At 38.4% G+C, this 22885-nt stretch carries 24 protein-coding genes; 15 read left to right on the top strand and 9 right to left on the bottom strand.

Annotation, left to right across the window (positions count from 1 at the left end; genetic code table 11):
- The first annotated feature begins 52 nt into the window (after window positions 1–52).
- Window positions 53–1297 carry an MFS transporter gene (locus tag BLQ05_RS04120; protein WP_023576435.1) on the top strand — a complete coding sequence of 415 codons (1245 nt, stop codon included), beginning with the start codon at window positions 53–55 and terminating at the stop codon, window positions 1295–1297.
- Between the two features lie 73 nt (window positions 1298–1370).
- Here BLQ05_RS04120 and BLQ05_RS04115 read toward each other — a convergent pair whose 3' ends face one another.
- Both BLQ05_RS04115 and BLQ05_RS04110 read right to left on the bottom strand, forming a co-directional pair.
- Window positions 1371–1901, bottom strand: a complete 531-nt coding sequence (locus tag BLQ05_RS04115; protein WP_023576434.1) for a secreted protein — start codon at window positions 1899–1901, stop codon at window positions 1371–1373.
- A 302-nt stretch (window positions 1902–2203) separates the two neighbouring features.
- Window positions 2204–2488: a hypothetical protein gene (locus BLQ05_RS04110; protein ID WP_023576433.1), complete on the bottom strand. Its 285-nt coding sequence runs from the start codon at window positions 2486–2488 to the stop codon at window positions 2204–2206.
- Window positions 2489–2638: 150 nt separating this feature from the next.
- Between BLQ05_RS04110 and BLQ05_RS04105 the strand changes: the two genes are divergently transcribed.
- A complete protein-coding gene (locus tag BLQ05_RS04105; protein ID WP_023576432.1) occupies window positions 2639–3187 on the top strand; it encodes a GNAT family N-acetyltransferase in 549 nt (182 codons plus the stop codon).
- Window positions 3188–3377: 190 nt separating this feature from the next.
- Here the strand turns inward: BLQ05_RS04105 and BLQ05_RS04100 are convergent, their stop codons facing one another.
- On the bottom strand, window positions 3378–4064 hold the full coding sequence (locus BLQ05_RS04100) for an OmpW/AlkL family protein (RefSeq protein WP_023576431.1): 687 nt from the start codon (window positions 4062–4064) through the stop codon (window positions 3378–3380).
- A gap of 138 nt (window positions 4065–4202) precedes the next feature.
- Here BLQ05_RS04100 and smpB point away from each other — a divergent pair, with 138 nt between their 5' ends.
- A complete protein-coding gene (gene smpB, locus BLQ05_RS04095; protein ID WP_023576430.1) occupies window positions 4203–4655 on the top strand; it encodes an SsrA-binding protein SmpB in 453 nt (150 codons plus the stop codon).
- Between the two features lie 65 nt (window positions 4656–4720).
- Complete coding sequence (locus BLQ05_RS04090; protein ID WP_023576429.1) at window positions 4721–5083, top strand: helix-turn-helix domain-containing protein; 363 nt, start codon at window positions 4721–4723, stop codon at window positions 5081–5083.
- Here BLQ05_RS04090 and BLQ05_RS04085 read toward each other — a convergent pair whose 3' ends face one another.
- Window positions 5084–5725, bottom strand: coding sequence for a protein-L-isoaspartate(D-aspartate) O-methyltransferase (locus BLQ05_RS04085; protein WP_035654502.1), 642 nt, complete (start codon window positions 5723–5725; stop codon window positions 5084–5086).
- 168 nt (window positions 5726–5893) lie between these two features.
- On the opposite strand from BLQ05_RS04085, the gene BLQ05_RS04080 reads away from it, so the two are divergent.
- The 11 genes from BLQ05_RS04080 (at window position 5894) to BLQ05_RS04030 (ending at window position 16187) form a co-directional block, all read left to right on the top strand.
- A complete protein-coding gene (locus tag BLQ05_RS04080; RefSeq protein ID WP_023576427.1) occupies window positions 5894–6859 on the top strand; it encodes a Gfo/Idh/MocA family protein in 966 nt (321 codons plus the stop codon).
- Window positions 6860–6881: 22 nt separating this feature from the next.
- Window positions 6882–7769 (top strand): 3-hydroxyacyl-CoA dehydrogenase family protein, encoded by an 888-nt coding sequence (locus tag BLQ05_RS04075; RefSeq protein ID WP_023576426.1) that lies wholly within the window; start codon window positions 6882–6884, stop codon window positions 7767–7769.
- 73 nt (window positions 7770–7842) lie between these two features.
- Window positions 7843–9063: a DUF1015 domain-containing protein gene (locus BLQ05_RS04070; protein ID WP_023576425.1), complete on the top strand. Its 1221-nt coding sequence runs from the start codon at window positions 7843–7845 to the stop codon at window positions 9061–9063.
- A 103-nt stretch (window positions 9064–9166) separates the two neighbouring features.
- Entirely contained in the window at window positions 9167–9826 is a 660-nt protein-coding gene (locus BLQ05_RS04065) for a YggS family pyridoxal phosphate-dependent enzyme (RefSeq protein WP_023576424.1), read from the top strand.
- Between the two features lie 101 nt (window positions 9827–9927).
- Window positions 9928–11289 carry an exonuclease domain-containing protein gene (locus BLQ05_RS04060; protein ID WP_035654496.1) on the top strand — a complete coding sequence of 454 codons (1362 nt, stop codon included), beginning with the start codon at window positions 9928–9930 and terminating at the stop codon, window positions 11287–11289.
- A gap of 120 nt (window positions 11290–11409) precedes the next feature.
- Window positions 11410–12249 carry an ion transporter gene (locus BLQ05_RS04055; RefSeq protein WP_035654495.1) on the top strand — a complete coding sequence of 280 codons (840 nt, stop codon included), beginning with the start codon at window positions 11410–11412 and terminating at the stop codon, window positions 12247–12249.
- Window positions 12242–13168, top strand: a complete 927-nt coding sequence (gene miaA / locus BLQ05_RS04050) for a tRNA (adenosine(37)-N6)-dimethylallyltransferase MiaA (protein ID WP_023576422.1) — start codon at window positions 12242–12244, stop codon at window positions 13166–13168. The genes BLQ05_RS04055 and miaA overlap by 8 nt, the downstream gene beginning before the upstream one ends.
- Window positions 13169–13277: 109 nt before the next feature.
- Window positions 13278–14078, top strand: coding sequence for a CDC27 family protein (locus tag BLQ05_RS04045; protein WP_218120815.1), 801 nt, complete (start codon window positions 13278–13280; stop codon window positions 14076–14078).
- A 15-nt stretch (window positions 14079–14093) separates the two neighbouring features.
- Window positions 14094–14825 (top strand): acyl-[acyl-carrier-protein] thioesterase, encoded by a 732-nt coding sequence (locus BLQ05_RS04040; RefSeq protein ID WP_035654494.1) that lies wholly within the window; start codon window positions 14094–14096, stop codon window positions 14823–14825.
- Between the two features lie 58 nt (window positions 14826–14883).
- Window positions 14884–15564 (top strand): peptidase associated/transthyretin-like domain-containing protein, encoded by a 681-nt coding sequence (locus BLQ05_RS04035; RefSeq protein WP_023576419.1) that lies wholly within the window; start codon window positions 14884–14886, stop codon window positions 15562–15564.
- Window positions 15564–16187 (top strand): TonB-dependent receptor, encoded by a 624-nt coding sequence (locus BLQ05_RS04030; RefSeq protein ID WP_074460089.1) that lies wholly within the window; start codon window positions 15564–15566, stop codon window positions 16185–16187. Before BLQ05_RS04035 ends, BLQ05_RS04030 begins: the two co-directional genes overlap by 1 nt.
- Before the next feature lie 46 nt (window positions 16188–16233).
- Here BLQ05_RS04030 and BLQ05_RS04025 read toward each other — a convergent pair whose 3' ends face one another.
- The 5 genes from BLQ05_RS04025 to BLQ05_RS04005 all read right to left on the bottom strand — a co-directional run bounded on the left by BLQ05_RS04025 (window position 16234) and on the right by BLQ05_RS04005 (window position 22832).
- Complete coding sequence (locus BLQ05_RS04025) at window positions 16234–16950, bottom strand: response regulator transcription factor (protein ID WP_023576417.1); 717 nt, start codon at window positions 16948–16950, stop codon at window positions 16234–16236.
- A 5-nt stretch (window positions 16951–16955) separates the two neighbouring features.
- The gene (locus BLQ05_RS04020; RefSeq protein WP_023576416.1) at window positions 16956–18539 is read right to left on the bottom strand and encodes a sensor histidine kinase; all 1584 of its coding nucleotides are present in this window, start codon (window positions 18537–18539) and stop codon (window positions 16956–16958) included.
- A gap of 71 nt (window positions 18540–18610) precedes the next feature.
- Complete coding sequence (gene coaE, locus BLQ05_RS04015; protein ID WP_023576415.1) at window positions 18611–19195, bottom strand: dephospho-CoA kinase; 585 nt, start codon at window positions 19193–19195, stop codon at window positions 18611–18613.
- A 1-nt stretch (window position 19196) separates the two neighbouring features.
- Complete coding sequence (locus tag BLQ05_RS04010; RefSeq protein ID WP_023576414.1) at window positions 19197–20195, bottom strand: glycosyltransferase family 2 protein; 999 nt, start codon at window positions 20193–20195, stop codon at window positions 19197–19199.
- Window positions 20196–20285: 90 nt separating this feature from the next.
- A complete protein-coding gene (locus BLQ05_RS04005) occupies window positions 20286–22832 on the bottom strand; it encodes a fibronectin type III domain-containing protein (protein ID WP_023576413.1) in 2547 nt (848 codons plus the stop codon).
- Window positions 22833–22885: the final 53 nt, after the last annotated feature.

Genomic DNA, 22885 nt, shown 5'->3' with positions numbered 1-22885 from the left:
TTTTACTACTAACTATATTTTTCTATTTTTGGCATCCTAACCAAAACCAAAAATGAAAGAATTCACCTTTAACGAAAAACTGAAACACCTCTTCTCCTTTCCGGTAATCGTCGCGGCCCTAGGCTATTTCGTAGACATTTACGACTTACTTCTGTTCGGCATTGTACGTGTTCCCAGTTTAAAAGACATGAATTTAGATGTAGACACTGCCGGCACGTTAATCCTAAATTATCAAATGGTTGGCTTATTGTTGGGCGGCATCCTTTGGGGTGTTTTAGGCGATAAGAAAGGAAGGCTTTCTGTTTTATTCGGTTCCATCTTAGTGTATTCTTTGGCCAATATCGCCTGTGGCTTCTTACCCCAAATGCCTTTTGAAGACAAAACCACCGTTTATGCTTTATTGCGTTTTATTGCCGGTATTGGTCTGGCGGGAGAATTAGGCGCCGGAATTACGTTGGTTTCCGAATCCTTACCAAAACAATTACGCGCCATCGGAACTTCCATCGTAGCCGGTTTCGGGTTATTGGGTGCTGTTGTGGCACAGTTAACCGTAGAATTGGCCGGCGATTGGACGATTGCCTACTTCATAGGTGGCGGATTGGGGTTAATGTTACTATTACTCCGTGTAAGCGTAGTGGAATCGGGAATTTACAACGACATCAAACAAAACTCCGAGATTAAAAAAGGGAACTTCTTTTCGTTCTTTACCAATTGGGACCGTTTTGTGAAATACATGAAATGCATCGCTATCGGTTTACCCACCTGGTTCTGTATCGGGATTTTAGCCATGATGGCCAATCAGTTTGCGCCGGTCATGGGCATCACTTCCATCACTCCCGGAAAAGCCATTATGTGGGCGTATGTGGGAATTTCGGCAGGAGATTTTGCCAGCGGTTTCATTTCCCATTGGCTGCATTCCCGAAAAAAAGCAATTTTATACATGATGATTTTTACCATTATCGGCGTAATGCTATTACTCTTTTCCGGTAAGATGTCTGAGAACATGTATTATTTCTACTGTGCGTGGCTTGGTCTTGGTACCGGTTATTGGGCTATGTTTGTCACGGTTGGCTCGGAACAGTTCGGAACCAACATCCGCAGTACGGCAACCACAACCATTCCTAACATGGTGCGCGGTTTGGTTCCGGTAATGCTAATAGCTTTTGACGGATTGAAAGTTAACAGCGGAGTGATTATTGCTGCTGCCACTGTTGGTTTCTTTGCTTTCACACTCGGCATTTATTCTACCGTAACCATTGAAGAAACGCACAATAAAGATCTGGATTTCAACGAATAATTTCAAATAAAAAAGCTATCCCGAAAAAGATAGCTTTTTATTTATGATTAGTTTTAATACTCTTCCTAATTTATCATCCTTTAAGGATTTCTCCTTTTGAATTCACAACAATTTTTTTAGTTTCCTTGTCTTTTGTGAGCTTCAAATTGTACTGTTTTTTCGTTATATCCCCATCTTCTTGAGAATACAAGTACTTATCATTAGTAATTTTCCAACCCGGATAGGTTTTGTAAACTCCATAGATAACATCCATAGGAAGTTTTACATTATCATATTTCTCAACAACTCGGGTTAATTTTCCGTTTTCATTGTAAGTCGCAACTAAAGAACCATCTTTTACGCGCATGGTAACCAAATAATTCTCAAAACCTTCATAATCTTTACCTAAATCATAAGCTATAAAGGATTCCTGCAATTTTTTGATTTTCTCGTCTTGATTTTCATATTCCGGAAGATAGACCGAAAAGTCGTTACCGGCTCTTTTAATAACGATCTCAGGTAATTTTTTTAAACTCATACTCTCATCACGGTAAGTGTTTTTGTCCTGAGAATATCCCGTTAAGGCGAAGCCCACGAGTACTAATAAACAGATAATTGATTTCATAATGTTCGATTTTTGATTTATAAATATTAAATATCATAATGCACAAATCGTAAGGCTTTCAATTACTTCCCCTTTTTGTTATGTGAATTACACATTATTCAGATTCAAAAAACAGCATTAGCAATCAATTCTTCTTATTACAGGCAATTAACCGCACAAGAATTCAGTAGTATGGAGATGGAGTTTAATAGTGTAAAGTTAGTTGATTAATCAACTAACCTTTGTTAAAGATATCAGTATATTTTGTTATATTTTCAGTTGAATTTGACCTGAACAAATAAAAAAAGCTATCCTAAGATAGCTTAAATTGTTTTGTAAATTCTTTTTATAGGAATAACCACACCTTGTTTTAAAATTATTCTTTCTTCGGTCAATCCCCAAACTGTGGTATCCACCATTTTTTTGGAAGTGTCGTCTTCAAAATAAATCTTAATTTTCAAATGTTCCAGGTTTCCTAAAGTCAGCGCTCTGTCTAACTCTTCTTTTCGTTGTTTGATAGCCTCTTTATCATCTTCCAAAACATCACTGTTCGGAAAAAGCAAACTTCCGATTTTTTCTTTGTCAATAGTTTCAAAATTGTAATTCATGGTAATTAATAGTTAGTTAGTTTGATTTTGGTTTTTAAATTTATTAAAAAAAATATTAAAAAAGTAATCTTAATGGTGTTTTTTTACTAATTTCCTGAAAATTTTACAATCACTCCTTTTTTAACAAAACTTAACTTTCTGATACTAACCATGCTGATTTTCGATTTTACCGATTTCCCGATTCTTCAAACCGAACGATTACTTCTCAGACAGATAAATAAAGACGATGCCGACGAAATGTTTGCTTTGCGTTCCAATCCGGAAATCATGAAGTACATTCCCCGTGAAATGCCCAAAACAATCGATGATGCCATTAAGCACATTGAATTTATGCAAGGGTTATTGGAAAGCAGTGAATGCATAAATTGGGCAATCTGCTTGAAGGAAGACAATAAACTCATCGGAAACATTGGCTATTTCAGAATGCAGCCGGAAAACCACCGCGCCGAAATCGGATACATGCTTGATACCGGGTTCCATGGAAAAGGAATTATGCAGGAAGCATTAACTGAAATCATAAAGTATGGCTTTGAAACCATGAAACTCCATTCGATTGAAGCCGTAACCGACCCCGAAAATTATGCTTCTTGGAAACTGCTGGAGAAAAACGGTTTTATCCGTGAAGGACATTTTAAAGAAGATTGCTTTTGGCAGGGAAAATACCTGGACAGTTTTGTGTATTCGCTTTTGAACAAATAAACCACTATAAACCAAAATTCACAGTTTGGTTATATGGCCACGAATAAAAGACTTTATAATTTATAAAATCGTCCATTCGCGGCCTGTAGTACGTTTTTAGAATCTAAAAGGCATATACTAAAGTGTATCCTTTTTAAACAAATAAAAAAAGTCCGCTTTGCAGCGGACTTTCAAACCAAAAAACCATTAATTAAAACTTCATTCCCACACCCATTCCTATAATCCACGGATTGATATCCACTTCTGCAGGAATGCTTAAACCCGGTGCCAGGTTTGAAGCGTCTACCGTAACATCAGTTTTCAAAAACAATCGTTTCACATCGGCATTGATAAAGAATTTATCCGTTACCATTAAGTCAAAACCGGCCTGTGCCGCATAACCCAATGCATTATCATAACTTACGCCTTTAACCACGTCGCCGGGTTTCACATCGTAAAAAACAGTATAGTTTACACCAGCGCCAATATAAGGTTTAAGCACATTGTCACAAGATTGATTAAAATGATATTGTACCGTTAATGTAGGCGGCAGTAACCGAACCGAACCTAAATCGACATTATAGCTTGTTGGTCCTCCAATGGCCGAAATATCAGAACCAACGGTACTTACATCGTGTTTTGTTGTACCTAAAATTAATTCGGCCGCAATGTTTTTAGTGAAAAAATAGGTGAAATCCAACTCAGGAACCAATGCGGTAGAAATGGAAACATCACCACCAATTGTTCCGATAGACGCACTTTCGTTAGGAACCACTCCGATTCCTCTTACACGTACTTTCCATCTTGAAAAGTCGGCTGATTTGTTTTCTGTTTTCTCCTGAGCCAATCCCACGTTTAAAAAAGACATCGCTAATAGGGCAAATACAATTCTTTTCATTTTTGTTTGTTTTTTAATTACACTTCAAAAGTACCCTTCAAAAACCTCCAAAAGCCTGATAAAAATCATAGCCGAAAAAGTATTTTCGCTTTATTTAATCTTTAATATCTGACTAATTGTTCATACATTTGTCGTCCTATGCTAAAAACGGTCAACATACTTAACAAAAGAGCCAAATTCGATTATGAGATACTCGAAAAATATACGGCTGGCATTGTATTGACCGGAACCGAAATCAAATCCATACGATTAGGTAAAGCCGGAATTGCTGAAAGTTTTTGTGAATTTCACGGAACCGAGCTTTTCGTAATCAATTCCCATATCGAAGAATACCTTTACGGAACACATTACAACCACAAAGCGAAAAGTGAGCGTAAACTGCTATTGAACAAACGCGAACTGAAAGGGCTTTTGAAAAGTGTTCAGAATAAAGGACTTACGATTATTCCGCTACGTCTTTTCACCAACGAAAAAGGATTGGCTAAATTGGACATCGCCTTATGCCGCGGTAAGAAAACCTATGACAAACGCGAATCCCTTAAAGAACAGGACACCAAGCGTGATTTGGACCGAATTAAGAAATCGTTTTAATCTCCTTCTGTAATTTTGTTTTAAATTTCAGACTGCATTCGGCTTGAAAAATAACGTCTTTTAAAATGAAAACACTGCTCAAAAACGCACGGGAACAAAAAGGATTCAAAACTACGGAAGTAGCCCGTTTGCTCTCCATTGACAAAGCATTGATCAGTAAGTTTGAAAGCGGACAACGCATTCCCACCGAAATACAAATCCAAAATTTATCCAAATTGCTTGAAATCGATTTGGCCGTGCTGATGGTGGCCTGGTACAAAGAAAAACTGCTGCACAATCTGGATTTCAACACCTATTCCGTTCAGGCGGTAACGGAAATACTGGCAGAAAAAGGTATTAAAATCGCTCAGGAAGAAAAAAAAGAAATTCAGTTGGCCGACATTCTTTCGGAAATCGACAACCTTAAAAACAAACTTTCCAATCTGTAATTAGTTTTTGTCTTCCAACAAAGGAACAAAGCGGAAATCACCGAATTCGTGTTTTTCAAACTGGGTTTCGTTTTTACGGACAAGCAACGTCATCACCTGAACGTCTTCACCTACCGGAATTACAAGTCTTCCTCCAATTTTCAATTGCGCCATTAACGGCTGCGGAATAAACGGTGCGCCCGCCGTTACAATAATACTGTCAAACGGAGCGTAATTCGGTAAGCCTTTATAACCATCTCCAAAAGCCAGGTGTTTCGGACGAATACCTAATTTCGGCAGTAAAAGAGACGTTGTTTTAAACAATTCGTTTTGTCTTTCCACAGAATAGACTTTCGCGCCCATCGTACACAAAACCGCAGTCTGATAACCGGAACCGGTACCAATTTCCAATACTTTATCGTCTTTTTTTACCTGAAGTAATTCGGATTGAAACGCCACGGTATACGGTTGAGAAATGGTTTGCCCAGCGCCTATCGGAAAAGGTTTGTCCTGATAGGCGAAATCTTCAAAACTCGAATTCAGAAATAAATGTCTCGGAATTTTTCGGATGGCTTCCAATACGTTTTTATCTGTGATGCCTTTCTTTTCCAAAATGGTTACCAACTGATTTCGAAGTCCTTGATGTCTGGCTAAATCTCTCACTGTCTGGGCGTGTTTTATTTCGTAAAAATAGGCTTTAAATTCACAAAAATCAAATTCAAAATTCCAAAAAACCACTAAATTTTGACATTAAACTTTAAACAAATAATATTACATTTGTTCACTCGAGGCTGTAAGCCGAACTGTTATGAAATAAAAAAATAGATTTCTATGCTAAAAGTAGGCGTTTTAGGTGCCGGTCACCTTGGAAAAATACATTTACGATTACTCAATCAATCTGAAAAATACGAATTAGTAGGCTTCTACGATGAAAATCAGGAATATGCCGAAAAAATCGCTGCCGAATTTGGCTATAAACGTTTCGACACCATCGCCAAATTAATTCATGCGGTTGATGTTGTGGATATAGTAACTCCTACCCTTTCCCATTACAAATGTGCCAAAGTGTCCATCAAATCCGGGAAGCATGTATTCATTGAAAAGCCTATTGCCACAACTGTGGAAGAAGCGGAAGAAATCATAGCCTTAGCCAACGAATACAACGTTAAAGGTCAGGTGGGTCACGTCGAGCGATTTAATCCGGCATTCAAAGCAGTGAAAGACCGAATTCAGAATCCGATGTTTATCGAGACGCATCGTTTGGCCGAATTCAATCCGCGTGGTACGGACGTTCCTGTGGTTTTGGATTTGATGATTCACGATATCGATGCCATTTTAAGCGTGGTAAAATCAAAAGTAAAAACCATCAATGCCAGCAGTGTCGCCGTAATTTCCGATTCACCGGACATCACCAATGCGCGTATCGAATTCGAAAACGGTTGTGTGGCGAATATTACTTCGAGTAGAATTTCCATGAAAAACATGCGGAAATCGCGCTTCTTCCAAAAAGACGCTTACATCTCTGTTGATTATCTGGATAAGGTATGCGAAGTGGTTCGTATGAAAGACGCTCCGGAAACACCGGGTGATTTCGACATGATTCTGCAAAATGCGGAAGGCGTTAAAAAACAAATCTATTACGATAATCCGACTGTGGAACCGAACAATGCGATTTTGGATGAATTGGAGTCTTTTGCAGATGCAATAAACAACAATACAAAGCCAGTCGTAACCTTGGAGCAGGCTACGGAAGCTTTAAGAGTGGCTTATCAGATAATCGATTGCTTTAAAAAGTAAAACAAAACAAACTAACATAAAAATGAAACACATAGCTGTAATTGGAGCGGGAACTATGGGTAACGGAATTGCGCATACTTTTGCACAATCCGGATTTACCGTAAAACTAATTGATATTTCCGAAAAATCATTGGAAAAAGGTATGGCCACTATCGCTGCAAACCTTGATCGTATGGTTGCAAAAGGAACCATTTCCGAAGAAGACAAACACAAAACCATCGGAAACATTATCACGTATACCGATATCAAAGACGGTGTGACCGGATGTGATTTAGTGGTGGAAGCGGCTACAGAAAATGTAACCCTTAAACTGAACATCTTCAAACAATTGAGTGAGGTTTGTAATCACAATGTGATTTTGGCAACGAATACCTCTTCCATTTCCATTACACAAATTGCAGCACAAGTAGTTCATCCGGAAAGAGTTATCGGAATGCACTTTATGAATCCGGTGCCGATTATGAAATTGGTGGAAATCATCCGCGGATACAATACGTCCGATGAAGTGACGAAAATCATCATGGATTTATCGGTGAAATTAGGAAAAACGCCAACCGAAGTGAACGATTACCCAGGTTTCGTAGCGAACAGAATTCTTATGCCGATGATTAACGAATCCATCGAAACTTTATACAACGGTGTTGCCGGTGTTGAGGAAATCGATACGGTAATGAAATTAGGAATGGCACATCCGATGGGTCCGTTACAATTAGCTGATTTTATTGGTCTTGACGTATGTTTGTCGATCTTAAACGTAATGTACGACGGCTTCAAGAACCCTAAATATGCTCCATGTCCGTTATTGGTTAACATGGTTATGGCCGGAAAATTAGGCGTGAAATCCGGAGAAGGATTCTACGATTATTCGGAAAGTAAAAAAGCAGAGAAAGTTTCTAAACAATTCGTATAAATGTAAAAGGGAAAAGAGAAAAGGGAGAAGTCAATAGCTTATCCCTTTTCTCTAATCACTTATCCCTCAATAAATGGCAAAAATTATTCCTTTTAAAGCGGTTCGTCCCATTGCAGATAAAGTGGCTTTGGTAACCTGCAGAACGTATGACGATTACAGTCCGGCCGAGCTTGCTGCCTGGTTGAATTTTAATCCGTATTCGTTTTTACACGTTATCAATCCTGCTTATGCCAATTTGCAGAAAATTTCGACGGACAAGCGTTTTAGAGGCGTTGCCCATAAATACCAGGATTTCAAACAGGAAAACATTCTCATTACCGAAGAACAGCCTGTTTTTTATCTTTATGAGATCCAGACAAAATCCCAAACGTTCACAGGAATCATTGCCGGAACTTCCGTTAAGGATTATCAGGAGAACGTCATCAAGAAACATGAAGATACGCTGCAATACCGAGTGGAGCTTTTCAAAGATTATTTGCATCAGACGAATTTCAATACGGAACCGGTACTGATAACCTATCCGGACAGTATCGAAATCAACACCTTTATCGGATTACGAAAAAAAACGAAACCGATTTATGAATTTTCCACCACGAACAAAGAAAAACATACGTTGTGGAAAATTGATACCCAAAGTGAAATCGACTGGCTTCAGGAACATTTTGAGAAGATTCCGAATCTGTATATTGCCGATGGTCATCATCGTTCTGCATCTGCGGAGTTACTTTATGAAGAGGATAAACATTTAGGAAAAGAAAACCTGCAGTATTTCATGAGTTTCCTGATTGCCGAAAGCAATGTCAAGATTTACGAATTCAACCGTATCATTCGCGATTTGAATGGAATGTCGAAAGAGGAATTCATCCAAAAACTGTCCGAAAATTTTAATATCGAAACAAAAGATCAGGAATTGTGGAAACCTCATCATAAAAACGAATTCGGAATGTATCTGGACGGATCTTTCTATGCTTTGCATTACAAAAAAGAAAACCACGAGGAAAAAAACATTTTGGACAATCTCGACGCCCAGATTTTATACGATAAAGTACTGCATCCTCTATTGGGAATCGGGGATTTGAGAAACGACGAACGTATTGATTATGTTCCCGGAAAACAATCTGTTTCGATAATCAAAGATTTGATTGACGGTGGCGAATTTGAAGTGGGTTTCATGCTTTATCCAATCGATATCAAAGAAATCAAAACCATCGCAGACGAAAACCTGATTATGCCTCCGAAAAGCACTTATATCGAACCTAAGTTTCGAAGTGGTTTGGTGGTGTATGAGTTATGAAGTTAGAAGTTAGAAAACAACACAATCTTGTCATTTCGACGAAAGAGAAATCCCATTATTTTTTAGAAATGAAGAGTTAATGACAAAATTTAAATAAAACAGAATGTCAATCCAATCCAACCTTCAGCATATAAAATCCACTTTACCCTCAAATGTAACGCTGGTAGCGGTTTCCAAAACCAAACCCGTTAGCGATCTGATGGAAGCCTATGAAGCCGGTCAGCGCATTTTCGGGGAAAACAAAATCCAGGAAATGACTGAAAAGTGGGAACTAATGCCCAAAGACATTCAGTGGCACATGATTGGTCATGTTCAGACGAATAAGGTGAAATACATGGCCGAATACGTGAACTTGATTCATGGGGTGGACAGTTTGAAATTATTGCAGGAAATCGACAAACAGGCTCAAAAACACAACCGCGTAATTGACTGTTTGCTTCAGATTTACATTGCGGAAGAAGAAACGAAATTCGGATTAGACGAAAATGAATTACAAGAATTAATATCTTCTGAAGCGTTCAAACAAATGAAAAACATTAAAGTTATCGGTTTAATGGGAATGGCCACTTTCACCGATAATCAGGACCAAATCAAAAAGGAATTCACACATTTAAAGGCGATTTTTGAAAAAGTAAAGCCGCTTTCGACTTTCAACTTTCAACTTTCGACCTTATCCATGGGAATGTCCGGCGATTACCATCTCGCAATTGCATGCGGAAGTACGATGGTTCGCATAGGAAGTAGTATCTTTGGCATAAGATAAATTAAACCGCAAAGCACGCAAAGAAATTACGCTATGTTCGCTAAGATTTTTTTGCGACCTTTGCGAAAACTCAGCGCTCATAGCGGTTAAAAAGAAATATTATTTACGCAATTCTCGACATAGAAACCACCGGAGGTCAGTATAATGAAGAAGGAATAACCGAAATCGCCATCTATAAATTCGACGGCCATGAGGTTGTAGATCAATTTATTAGCCTGGTGAATCCGGAAATTCCGATCCAGCCTTTTGTGGTGAAGCTTACCGGCATTAACAATGCGATGTTGCGTTCGGCTCCGAAGTTTTATGAAGTGGCAAAACGCATTATCGAAATCACTCAGGACTGTGTTATCGTAGCGCACAATGCTTCCTTTGATTACCGAATTTTACAAACCGAATTCCGCCGACTGGGGTTTGATTTCAAAAAGCCAACCCTTTGTACCGTAGAACTTTCTAAAAAATTACTTCCCGGACATCATTCATACAGCTTAGGTAAATTAGTCCGTGCTTTAGGGATTCCTATGGCCGACCGACACCGTGCGACCGGAGATGCTATGGCGACCGTAAAACTTTTCAAAATGCTTTTGGCCAAAGATCTGGAAAAAGAGATTGTGAAGAGTTACATCAAAATCGAAATCAAATCGGGAATTTCACCGAAATTAATGGATATTGTCGAAGGAATTCCATCCAAAACCGGAATTTACTACATCCATCGCGAAGACGGAACAATTATCTATATCGGGAAAAGCAAGAACATGAAAAAACGTGTCAATCAGCACTTTACCGATACAGCGCGTAAATCCAAAAAAATTCAGAATGAAGTTTTCGCCGTGACTTTTGAAGAAACTGGCAGTGAACTTATCGCGCTTCTAAAAGAAAGTGAAGAAATTAAAATCAACCGACCGATATACAATCGGGCACAACGCAAAACCATTTTCCCATGGGCATTGTATGCCGAAAAAAACAAGGACGGTTATATTGCTTTGACTCTTCAGAAAACAGATGGCCGTAAGAAAGAAATCACTTCTTTTTCAACGCTTTTGGAAGGGAAAAACATATTGCATAAAATTACCGAAGAACATCAGTTCTGTCAGAAAATCAACGGATTATACGACACCAAAAAAAGCTGTTTTCAATACGATTTGAAACAATGTTTCGGTGCTTGCATAGGAAAGGAATCGCCCGAAGACTATAATAAAAGAGTTACGCACTTTCTAGAAAACAACCAATTGCAAAATCAGAGCATGGTAATTGTGGATCATGGAAGAAATGTAAACGAACGCAGCGCGGTTTTATTTGAAAACGGTGTTTACAAGGGCTATTGTTTTTACGATTTGAATTATCAGATTAACAATATCGAGATTCTGAGAAACATCATTATTCCGATGCAGAACAACCGCGACAGCCGCAACATCATTCAGAACTACATCCGAAAAAAGAAAGTCATTAAAATTGTCCGGTTTTAAGTAACTTTGAAGTATCACTTACATTTTATGAAATCGCCATTAACAACGAGTTTGCGTAAGCAATCAACAATAAATAAAGACGATACCATATATGACCGCTAAAAAATAAATTTTGCATATATGAAAAAATTTAAATCGGAATATGAAATTCTTCGGCAGAAAATTTATATCATCATTTATGGTTCAAATACTGTAGCGGGACGTCTTTTCGATTTGATTCTTTTAGGCATTATTCTACTGAGCGTACTATTGGTAATGCTGGAATCGGTGGAAAAACTCGATGCCAAATACCATTCGTTCATTATCGTATCCGAATGGATTATCACGATTTCCTTCACTTTGGAGTATCTATTACGAATTCTTTGCAATAAAAAACCACTCACCTACATTTTCAGTTTCTATGGTATTGTCGATTTGATTTCGATTCTGCCCATGTATTTGTCGTTTTTCATTCCGGGTTCGCGCATGTTGTCGGTAATTCGGGCATTGCGTTTACTGCGTTTGTTCGGGATATTGAATTTAGTGCATTTTACGGGTCAGGAATCGCAATTGAAATTAGCCATCAAAGCTAGCCGAACGAAAATTATCGTGTTTGTCTATTTCGTATTGATTGTTTCCATTTTACTGGGTGCTGTCATGTATGTTGTTGAAGGAAAAGAAAGCGGTTTCACCAGTATTCCCACCAGTATTTATTGGTGTATCGTTACGCTAACGACTGTGGGTTACGGCGATATTGCACCTGTTACGACACTCGGACAAATTATCGCTTCCTGTATCATGATTATGGGTTACGGTATTATCGCAGTCCCTACCGGTATTGTAACAGCTGAATTTGCAGCGGCGAAAAGAATTCAGAAATCCAATGAAACCATCAGAAAATGCTCTTCATGCACTACTCTAATTGATAATGAAAACGCCCGATTCTGCCATCATTGTGGTGAAAAATTAGACCATGAATAATTACCTTATTACCATAATCGGGCCAACAGCCATCGGAAAAACAGCGTTGAGTATTAAATTGGCGCAACATTTTGGCTGTGAGATCATTTCTTGCGACAGTCGGCAGTTTTTCAAAGAAATGAGCATTGGCACCGCTGTTCCGAATCCGACTGAGTTAGCCGCTGCCAAACATCATTTTATCCAAAACAAATCGGTTTTTGAACCGTACTCCGTGGGTGATTTTGAAACCGAAGCACTTGCCAAATTGGACGAACTTTTTAAAGAAAACAACGTTCAGATAATGGTTGGCGGTTCCGGTTTGTATGTGGATGCCGTACTGAAAGGTTTTGATGATTTTCCGGATATTGAAGCCTCGGTACGGGAAGAAATCAATGCAAAATATGATGTGTTAGGAATCGCGTATCTGCAAAACACACTGAAAGAACTTGATTCGGATTACTATAACAAATTACTTTCCGAAAACCCGCAAACGCTTCAAAACCCACAGCGCATGAAACGTTTTGCGGAGGTTTGTCTCGGCACCGGAAAACCGTATTCGTCTTTTATCGGTTTGCGAAAAAACAAGCGCAACTTCACTCCTGTCGTGATTGGTTTGGAAGCCGACAGGGAAAAAATGTACGAACGCATTAACCTGCGCGTCGATTTGATGCTAAAAGAAGGATTAATCGAAGAAGCGCGTGTACTTTATCCAAACAAGCACTTAAATGCCTTACAGACCGTGGGTTACCGCGAATTGTTTGATTATTTCGACGGAAAAACCACTTTGGATTTTGCTGTGGAAGAAATCAAGAAAAACACGAGACGATTTGCCAAGCGCCAGATTACCTGGTTTAAGCGAACCGAGAACGCCAGATGGTTTGATTATCAGACGGATTTCTCCGAAATAGTACAATTTACAGAATCACAATTTTCCAACTAAACACATGAAACTTAAATACATTACAGCATTTCTATTTTGTTTCGTGCTATTAACCAGCTACCAAAACGATTCCTGCAATTGCGATTATACAAAAAATTATTACCAATTGGTGTACCAAGCAGAAATACATTATCTAAGCGATGAGTTTTCCGAAGCGTATGCACTTTTAAAAAAGGCGGAAAGCAATTGCGGAGGCTTGTTGAACCAAGAGGAAATTAATGAACCCCGAATAATGGCAGAATGTTGCATGAGGTTGGGTAAGGAGAAGGAAGCGATCCATTATCTTAAAAGTTATGTTGATCATGGAATGAAACTAAGCAATGTGGAAAGTAGTGATATCTTTGCCCCACTGAAAAAAAATCCGGAATGGAAAAATTTAGTAGTTTATGCAAGTGCGGCCAATGCGGCCTTAGACAAAAAAATCAATAAGGAGCTTCGTGAAGAAATAATTCAAATGAAAATTGCTGATCAAAAAGTGCGTCAAAAACCAATAAACTGGCAGGTGGCGCAGAAAACGGACAGCCTGAACGAAATTCGTATTAAAGAAATAATTAAACAATACGGTTACCCAAATGCAGATTTAATCGGACCTTCGACATGGGAATCAAGAACGGACATCACGGTTATGCTCATGCATTTTAACGACACTACCTACTTTAAACCCGTTTTATTAGATTTCATTCGGAAGGGACAGGCCGATCCAAACTTGTTAGCCAACATGATAGATAGCAGGTTAAGGTTTGCAGGGCAATATTCATATGGAATCTATGATAATGTTGATTCCACACAAATCAAGGACTTTCATAAAATAGATGAGCGCAGGATGGCTATCGGCTTACCTCCTTTTAAACTGCGGAAAAAAAAGATGGAAATACTACGAAAAAAATACCCAGGACTATTTAAGAACTAATCCATACTATACAAAATGCCAATATCCCCAGATTTCACTTCCATATATTCCCACCGATGGGAAATCAATTTTACACAATGCGCTCCAAACGGCTATTTGAAGTACGTTGACTTGTGCAATTTATTACAACTCACCGCTGCGGAACATTCCATTTTGGGTGGACTGAGTTTTAATGACATGCAGGAACATCATCAGGCTTGGGTGTTGAGCCGTATTCGGGTGGAAATTGATGTCTTACCGAAATGGCAGGATAAGGTGACCGTTAAAACCTGGATTGAACTTTTGGAAGGCAACAAATCAATCCGAAATATTGAGATGTATCTGGACGGAAAGAAAATTGTGGGAGCGACAACCTATTGGGTGGTTTTCAATACCCAATTGCGCAAGTCGGAACCGTTAGCCCTACCGCACGAACATTTTGAAAAATTTGCCGAACATAAAGCCACGGACGAGAATTTTTCAAGGATTAACATCTTGCAGGAAACTAAAAAAATTGCCGACCGAACCGTGGTTTTATCGGATTTGGATATTGTCAATCATGTGAATAACACCAAATACCTTGAGTGGTGTCTGGACACTTTGAATCCGAAAATGATTCTGAAACAGGGACTTAAAAATTTCGAAATGAATTTTCTGCGCGAATTGAACTGGAATGACAACGTTGAAATTCACACGGATGAAAACAACGATTTCTTTACCGTAACCAAAGACGAGAAGGTTTGTTTTGCTTTAATCTTAGAAAAATAACATTTTCGCAATTTAATTTTTACAAAAAAATACTACATTTTGAAAACACATTTTTCAAATGAAAAAAGCATTTCTCTTATTTGTACTCTTTTCTTTATTGGGTTGTACACTTCAATATGAAGGCGAAGAACGACTTGTCGTAACAGGAAAACTAATCGATAAGTACAACAACCCTATCCAAAGCAACAACGTAGAAGTCTGGATTCACATGAACGAGCAACAGGGAGGCATATATCCTTCCGGAGGAGATCAGGATTTAATTTCGTTTACGCAAACGGATGCCAACGGCAACTTTAGAATGCTCTTCCCCAAGCCAATTAATGAAGATGAAATTGAATTGAAATTTTACGATAAAGACAATATCTATCAGAATAAAAGTTACATAAATATTAAGAAGTCAAATTTCATTGATTACACCTTTACCGCCAATACCATTACGTTATACAAAAAGGAAGATATTACCCTTCTGAAAGTAATCCTAAACAATGTAAATCCGGCCAACCAAATCGAAAGAATCAGTCTGATCGGACAAACGGCAGAAAGTCTTTTTTGGGTAAATCCTCTTGAAAATAATGAGAATTTTTATTACTATGACAGCTACTTCCATGAGGTTGCCAAAAATCAAACTCTGATTATGGAATATGACGTGAAAGATTTCGCGACACAACAAATAACAACACTGCAACAAACCATCAATATAGGTACTGACAACGAAACTGAATTTACATTAGACTATTAATGATGATGAAAAAAACACTTCTAATTGCCCTTTTACTTTCTCAAACACTATTTTCACAAGAAGAAACAACAAAAAAAGATCGTGCTTTTTCTTTCAATCATCAGTTGTTTTTCTTTTTAAACAATCATACAAATTTTGGAGACAATTTTCTCTCAAAAGCTAACGAACCGCAATTTATTGGATTTGGAACGCAGTACAATTTCATTAAATATTATGATTTTAAAGTTGGTGTGGGCTATGACATTATGAAGTATAAGGTAACCGACGAATCCCTAGCAGGAAACATAAGTACCACAAATTACAGCAACCTGTTTCTTAAAATACAATATGAGTACAATTTAACCCCTAAATGGACTGTTGAACCAAACATTAGTATTGGAAGACCTTCAATTCATCAGAAAACCGGTCAGAAAAGCTATGGCCGTTTTTATGGCACAAGTTACAGTTTAGGCACCAACATAAGTTATGAACTGATGGATCATGTTGCCGTATTTGGCGGAGTAAACTATAATTATTCCAGTTTCAAAGTAACCACTGCAAAAGAGTATATGGATTTTTTTGAAAAATCCAATCAGATTCAGGTGGCATTGGGTCTGATTTTTTCTGTACAAAAAAAGCCCTGATTTCTCAGGGCTTCTTAACCAATATAATGTATTAACTAATAACTATCTATTCTGCCGCTTTGTTTTTCACTACCAAACGGAAACCTTCGCCGTGGATGTTTAAAATCTCGACATCTTCGTCCAATTTCAAATATTTACGTAATTTGGCAATGTATACGTCCATACTTCTGGATGTGAAATAGTTATCATCTCTCCAGATTTTGGTCAACGCCAATTCACGTGGCATCAAATCGTTTTCATGTAATGCCAACATTTTCAATAATTCGTTTTCTTTTGGCGACAATTTGATTGGTTCGTCACCAGGATACGTTAGGAAACGTAATTTTGAATTCAGGTGAAATTTTCCGATTTCGAATTCGAATTTGGTATTGTCGGTTTTGGTTTCCGAAGCTTTACGCATGATAATCGCTTTGATTTTCATCAATAATACTTCCGAATCAAATGGTTTGTTCAAATAATCATCGGCACCCACTTTGTATCCTTTCAGCACATCTTCTTTCATCGATTTTGCGGTAAGGAAAATGATAGGCACTTCTTTGTTTTTTTCGCGGATTTCACGTGCTAAAGTATACCCGTCTTTGTAAGGCATCATTACGTCAAGAATACACAAATCGTAATTGTCTTTCTTGAATTTTTCGAAACCTTCCATTCCGTTTTTAGCTAAAGTAACGTCGAAATCATTTATAAGTAAATAATCTTTTAAAACCGCTCCGAAATTTGGATCATCTTCTACTAATAGAATCTTTTTGTTAGTTGCGTCCATATCTTTTAATTTATTAAAGGCATTTTTATGGTAAAGGTACTTCCCTTTCCTTTTTCACTTTCTACAAATATCTGACCGTTATGGTCTTCTACAATTCTTTTTACATAAGCCAGTCCTAAACCGTGTCCTTTGACATTATGCAGGTCTCCGGTGTGCTCTCTGTAAAACTTTTCAAATATTCTTTTTTGGGCTATTTTGCTCATTCCGGCGCCATAGTCTCTTACTTTAATCAGGATAAAATCTTTTACATTTTCCGTGGTTACATCAATAATTGGTGTTTCCGGAGAATATTTTATGGCATTATCCAATATGTTTACCATCACGTTGGTAAAGTGAACGTCATTTAGTAAAATGGTGGTTCGCTTCGCATTCAGATGATTGCGGATTACCCCTCCGCGGTCTTCTATAATCAGGTTAACGTGTTCGATGGCATCTTCAATAATATCGTGAACGTTCGTTGGTTCTTTGCTAATTTCTAACTCTTTACGCTCCAGTTTTGAAATCCGGAGAACGTTTTCGACCTGTGCGTGCATTCGTTTGTTTTCGTCCCGAATCATTTGCAGGTAACGCTGTACTTTTTCTCTGTCTTCTATGATTTTAGGGTTTTTAATCGCGTCTAAAGCAAGATTAATGGTTGCGATAGGCGTTTTAAACTCGTGGGTCATATTGTTGATGAAATCGGTTTTGATTTCCGAAATCTGTTTTTGCTTTATTAATTGGTTCAGCGCACTGAAATAGGCTACGATGATTACCAGTGTAAAAATCAGCGACAGTGATGTGATTCCGACCAATGATGAAAACAGGAACTTCCCTTTTTGTGGGAAACTGACCAGTAACTGGTACTTGTTTTCGTTGTCATTGTCGGTAAAAACCGGAATACTATACGTTGATTTTTTATCGTAATTGAAATTTTCCGATTTCACTTTAGTGGCCAGTCCATTACTGTATATGCCGAATTCGAACGGTGTTTTCACTCCGTATTGACGCAATTCGTTTTCCAGCATGGCATTTAACCGCTCTTTCGAAATCCTGTCCTGCAATGGTTTTAAAGCCACAATGTCTTTGAAATAAATCTCAAATTGCGCTTTATCCAAAATGTCCAGATTTCCTGATTTTTCAATCGTTACATCGGGCATACTTTTTTTCTGCATACCGGAATTATCAAGGACATTTCCGTTAAAAATTTCGGTTTTTCGCTTGGCCACAAAACTTTTCAGTGGTACCGAGTCAGCATTTTTATCAAAGAACGAACGGTTTAAATTGTAATCTTCTGAAATAATCGTATTCGAATAAATGATTTGTTCATTTGTTTTGGGATCGCGCTCCACAAAGAAATACTCTTTTAAGTCACTTTGTTTGGGTGCTTTCCCGATACTGTCTTTCAATTTGTTGTATTTTCTGTAAAACTCAAAGGCTTCCTGCTGTTGCAGTTTGTTTGCCACATTACCCACAACCTGCTGAACGTGGTATTTGAATTGCTCTTCGTTATTTTTATACGAAGTTTCAATCCAATACAACTGCACAAGGATTATCCCCAAAAGGGATAAGCTCATCAAAACAACAAGTAATCGGAAACGCGTTTTATTCATCAAAACAAAATTAACATTTTAACATTTAGACCTTAAAAACATTAACCAAAGATTAACATCTGCCCCTCTTTTTACATTTTATTCAATTCTTTAAGAATTTCGCTTACTTTTTGTTTCGATTGTTCCAAATCGGTGTTTTGAATTACAAAATCACTCATTGCTGTTTTTTTTTCCTGCGGCCATTGGTTTTTCATACGCTCCAAAACCTGCTCTTTGGTAACTTTATCGCGATTCATAACCCTATGAATCCTAACCTCTTGCGGTGCGGCAACCGTAATTATCTTATCGCAGTCTTTATAACTTCCGCTTTCAAAGAGGATTGCAGCTTCCTTAATGACAAACGGGAATTCTTTATGTGCTTTAACCCATGACAGGAAGTGCTTTTTCACTTCCGGGTGGATAATACTGTTCAGCTTTTTCAACTTTTCCGGTGCTGAAAAAACGAGTTCAGCTATTCTCTTTCGGTTTAACGAATTATTTTCAATTACATTTTCGTCGAAAACGGCTTGTACTTTCTGAACGATTTCCGGTTGGTCCATTAATTTCCGTGCTTCCTCATCGGCAATGTATACCGGAACTCCGAGTGCTTTAAAATAGCCGGCTATGGTTGATTTCCCACTTCCGATACCACCTGTAAGTCCGATTATCTTTGTCATATTATTTCTTAAAAAACAGTTCCGGGAAAGCCGCTTCCGGTTGTTGCTTCATCAGTTTCACTTTAAAAAACGATTGAAGGAAACCAACACCATACCCCACGAACTGAAATATTGCAGCAAAAACGGTTAAAAAGCCAATCCACAAACTCATATTTTCAACAGAACCTATCCAGAATAACAGCAGAAAATAGGCGATGTATACTTTAATTGCAATTGTAAACCCAAAGGCATACAAAATCAATGCAATTACAAATCCTACTATAAAAAGCGTTGGAAACCAAAATGTAATCTTACTGTGCTTAGGATACCATGAATCCAAAACAGGTCGTGCTTTTCCGAATTTATTGACCTGCGTATAGAACTTGCTGAAATCGATTCTTCTTTTATGATATACGTACGAGTCTTTGAACAATTTGGTTTTGAATCCCAACTTCCAAAGACGAATGGACAAATCCGGGTCTTCACCGGGATGAATATTACCGAAACCGCCGGAAGCTTCAAAAGCGGCCTTAGACAGTCCCATATTAAAACTCCTTGGCTGGAACTTTCCTATTTTTTCCGATCCGCCTCGAATACCTCCCGTAGTTAAGAACGAGGTCATGGTAAAGTTTATTGCTTTTTGAACCGAAGAAAAAGAATCCAAGGCATTATCGGGTCCGCCAAAACAATCCACAAACTGTTTTTTTAGGTTTTTATCAACCGAAGTCAGATAGTTTTCAGGCAGAATACAATCGGAATCCAAAATTAGGAAGTAGCTTCCCATGGCATGTTTCATTCCGAAATTTCTGGAATCACCGGGGCCAGAATTGGGTTTATTGAAATAGGAAATGAATAATTTTCCCTCATATTTTTTTACTACTTCCCTACACGGAACAGTCGAGCCATCTTCCACGATAACTACTTCAAAATCTTCATGATAATTCTGCTCTGCTAGGCTTTTTAGCAGTTCTTCTACTTCATCGGGTCGGTTATACACCGGAATAATAAATGAAAAATACATCGCTGCAACTTAAATTTTAACAAAGGTAATGCTATAAAAACAAAAAAGCCACTTGAAAAAGTGGCTTTTGAATTATTTTGAATGAAATTATTATTCTTTCACAACCTTAATTGTCTTTACTAATCCGTCAACATTTACTTTTACAACATAAGTTCCGGCGGAAAGATTTGACATATCCAACTGGCTTTGTGCAGCGTTTAGATTTTTTGACATTACTTCCTGACCTACTAGATTGTAAACAGCTACTGAAGCAATTTCAGTGGTGTATGCTAAATTCAAAACGTTTTTAACCGGGTTTGGATACGCTTCAAATGAATCCGCATCGAAAGAAGCGGCACTTAATGCCCCACCACAAGTAACGGAACGCGTTCTGCTTACATCCTCAGAAGTACACTGATCGTCTAAATGAGTATAGAAACGAATCGGCCCGGTAACTGTAGAAGTCCAAAGAACCGGAGTGGTACCATAAGCGTCAGGCGTTACACCACCATCAGAACTGATTGTGATAAAATCAGTAGCGTTCGAACTTTCAAATTTATAGGTTTCTCCAGCAGTTACATTAACCAAAGAGTACTCACCTGCCCAACCATTAGTTGTAACATTATTCACAGTAACACCATCACAAGTTGCAGGCGTATATGTAGTACCCGGCCATTGACCGTTTACAGCTGAAAGACAATATCCCGGAGCCGCTCCCGTTGTAAAACTCCAGATAGCACAACCGGTAGCTTCACCACCTGCATTTACTGCTTGAATTGTCCAATAAAAAGTAGTATTAAAATCGGTTACATCAATATTAGCAGATGTTGTTAAAAAGTTACCCACTAAATTTGTAACATCTCCCGGCGTAGTACCATAATACATATTATAAGAAACTGCAGGGTCTCCTGTTGTTGGGGCATCCCATGAAAACACTATTGTGCCAGCTGGAACGTCAATCGCACCATCAGCAGGACTGATTACGGTTGTACAACCTGGTGTTTGCGTTGTGTCAAAAAGGAATGGACCTACCCAAACACTTGTATCGCCAGCACCACAATCTGCCTGAACATAATATTCGTATTCTGTTGCAGCTGCTAAACCATTCAATACATAAGGATTAGACACACCACTCTCTACAGTACCTGTACCTTGTGTGAAACCACTTGGACCATATTCGATATTCCAAAGAGATTCTCCTGCACCTGCTGTCCATGATAAACTAACCGAATCCGAAGACAAAACCGTAGCATTTAAAGCAGTTGGAGCAAAACAAGATGGGGAAAGATCAACAACAATGTTATCTAAGTTCAGATAAAACATATCTGCATCAGAATAAGCATTGAAACCAAAATAATAAACCCCGCTTGCCGCTGGCGTAAAATCCACAAAGGCATTGGTTGCCGTATCTTCCATAATATTAGGATAATCCGCTAAAGGAATTGTCATGGCAGCTGCTGAAGCTGAAGTTCCATAGGCAACTTTCATTTTTTCAGCATAAAAACCTGTACCTCCGTAAACATACGATACTCTATATGAAGTTCCAGCTGTCAAATTAACCCCTTGGGTAAAAAACCATGAATTTGCAGGATTCGATCCATTGTAAGTGTATCTTAAAATCTTACCGTTAAAACCATAAGAATCTGTTACTGTAGTGGTTGCCCAATTATTTCCGGTTCCTTCGTTAACGATTAAATTACAAAGTGGTGCTGCAGGTGTCGTTGCACTTTCAAAATCCTGAGTATAAGGAACATCCGCTGCATTACACGGGGTAGTAAAACTATATGGACCGCTCCAAGTACTTAATCCAGATCCGCCACAGTCAGCCTGAACATAGAACTGGTATGTGGTTGCGTCACTTAATCCATTTAATGGATGAGGATTTGTCACTCCGTTAACTACCGTACCGGTACCTTGAGTAAAACCAGACACTCCCCATTCGATATTCCATAAAGATTCGCCTGCACCCGGAGTCCATCCCAAACTGGCACTCATTGTAGTAACAGAAGATGCCGTTCCAGCTGAAGGAGCCAGACACGATGGTGGCGTTCCGTCAACATAATCAAATTGAATTACCGGTCTGTTCGCATTCGTAGTGCTTGTATTTACACCACAAGCCGTTCCGCCATCTACTCGGTAAAATCTTGATCCGTTTGCAACACTGGCGGTAACCCTAACTTCTCCGTAAGGAGCCGTATAAGCATTAGGACCATCAGAGCAGATTTCAATAATTACGTTATCAACCCCGTTCCATACGAATGGCGTATCAAATACGATCATATCAAATGCTCCAACCGCGGTAACTGTCGGATTATAATTAAATGGCGATTTAACCACGGTTGTGGCTAAATTACTATGTGTGGCAGCATCTGTAGCAGCGGTATGTCCCATTTTAATGGTGTACCCTAACAAATCACCTCCTGCGTAATCAGCCGCAATGGAAAAACCTAAAGCTGTTATCTCATCATAAGGTGTCATAGAGGCGCTTAGTTCAGATGCGGTGTACACAACCTGATACCTGAAAGCTTCATAATACCCATCGATAGGGTCGTTGCCCGTACTTGTAGTGGTGCCCGTATCTGCACCAACCACTATTGACTGCGCATTAATTTGCAGACCAATAAAAAACAAAAAAAGTAAAAAAGTAATTTTTTTCATAGTATTTATTTTATAAAACCATGACAATTTACATGAAATAAATAAAATTGCAA

The sequence above is a fragment of the Flavobacterium saliperosum genome (genome assembly GCF_900100625.1).
GTDB classification, from domain to species: Bacteria; Bacteroidota; Bacteroidia; order Flavobacteriales; family Flavobacteriaceae; genus Flavobacterium; species Flavobacterium saliperosum.
The sequence above is the reverse complement of the archived record's forward strand: the minus strand, read 5'-3'. Positions and strand labels throughout refer to the sequence as shown.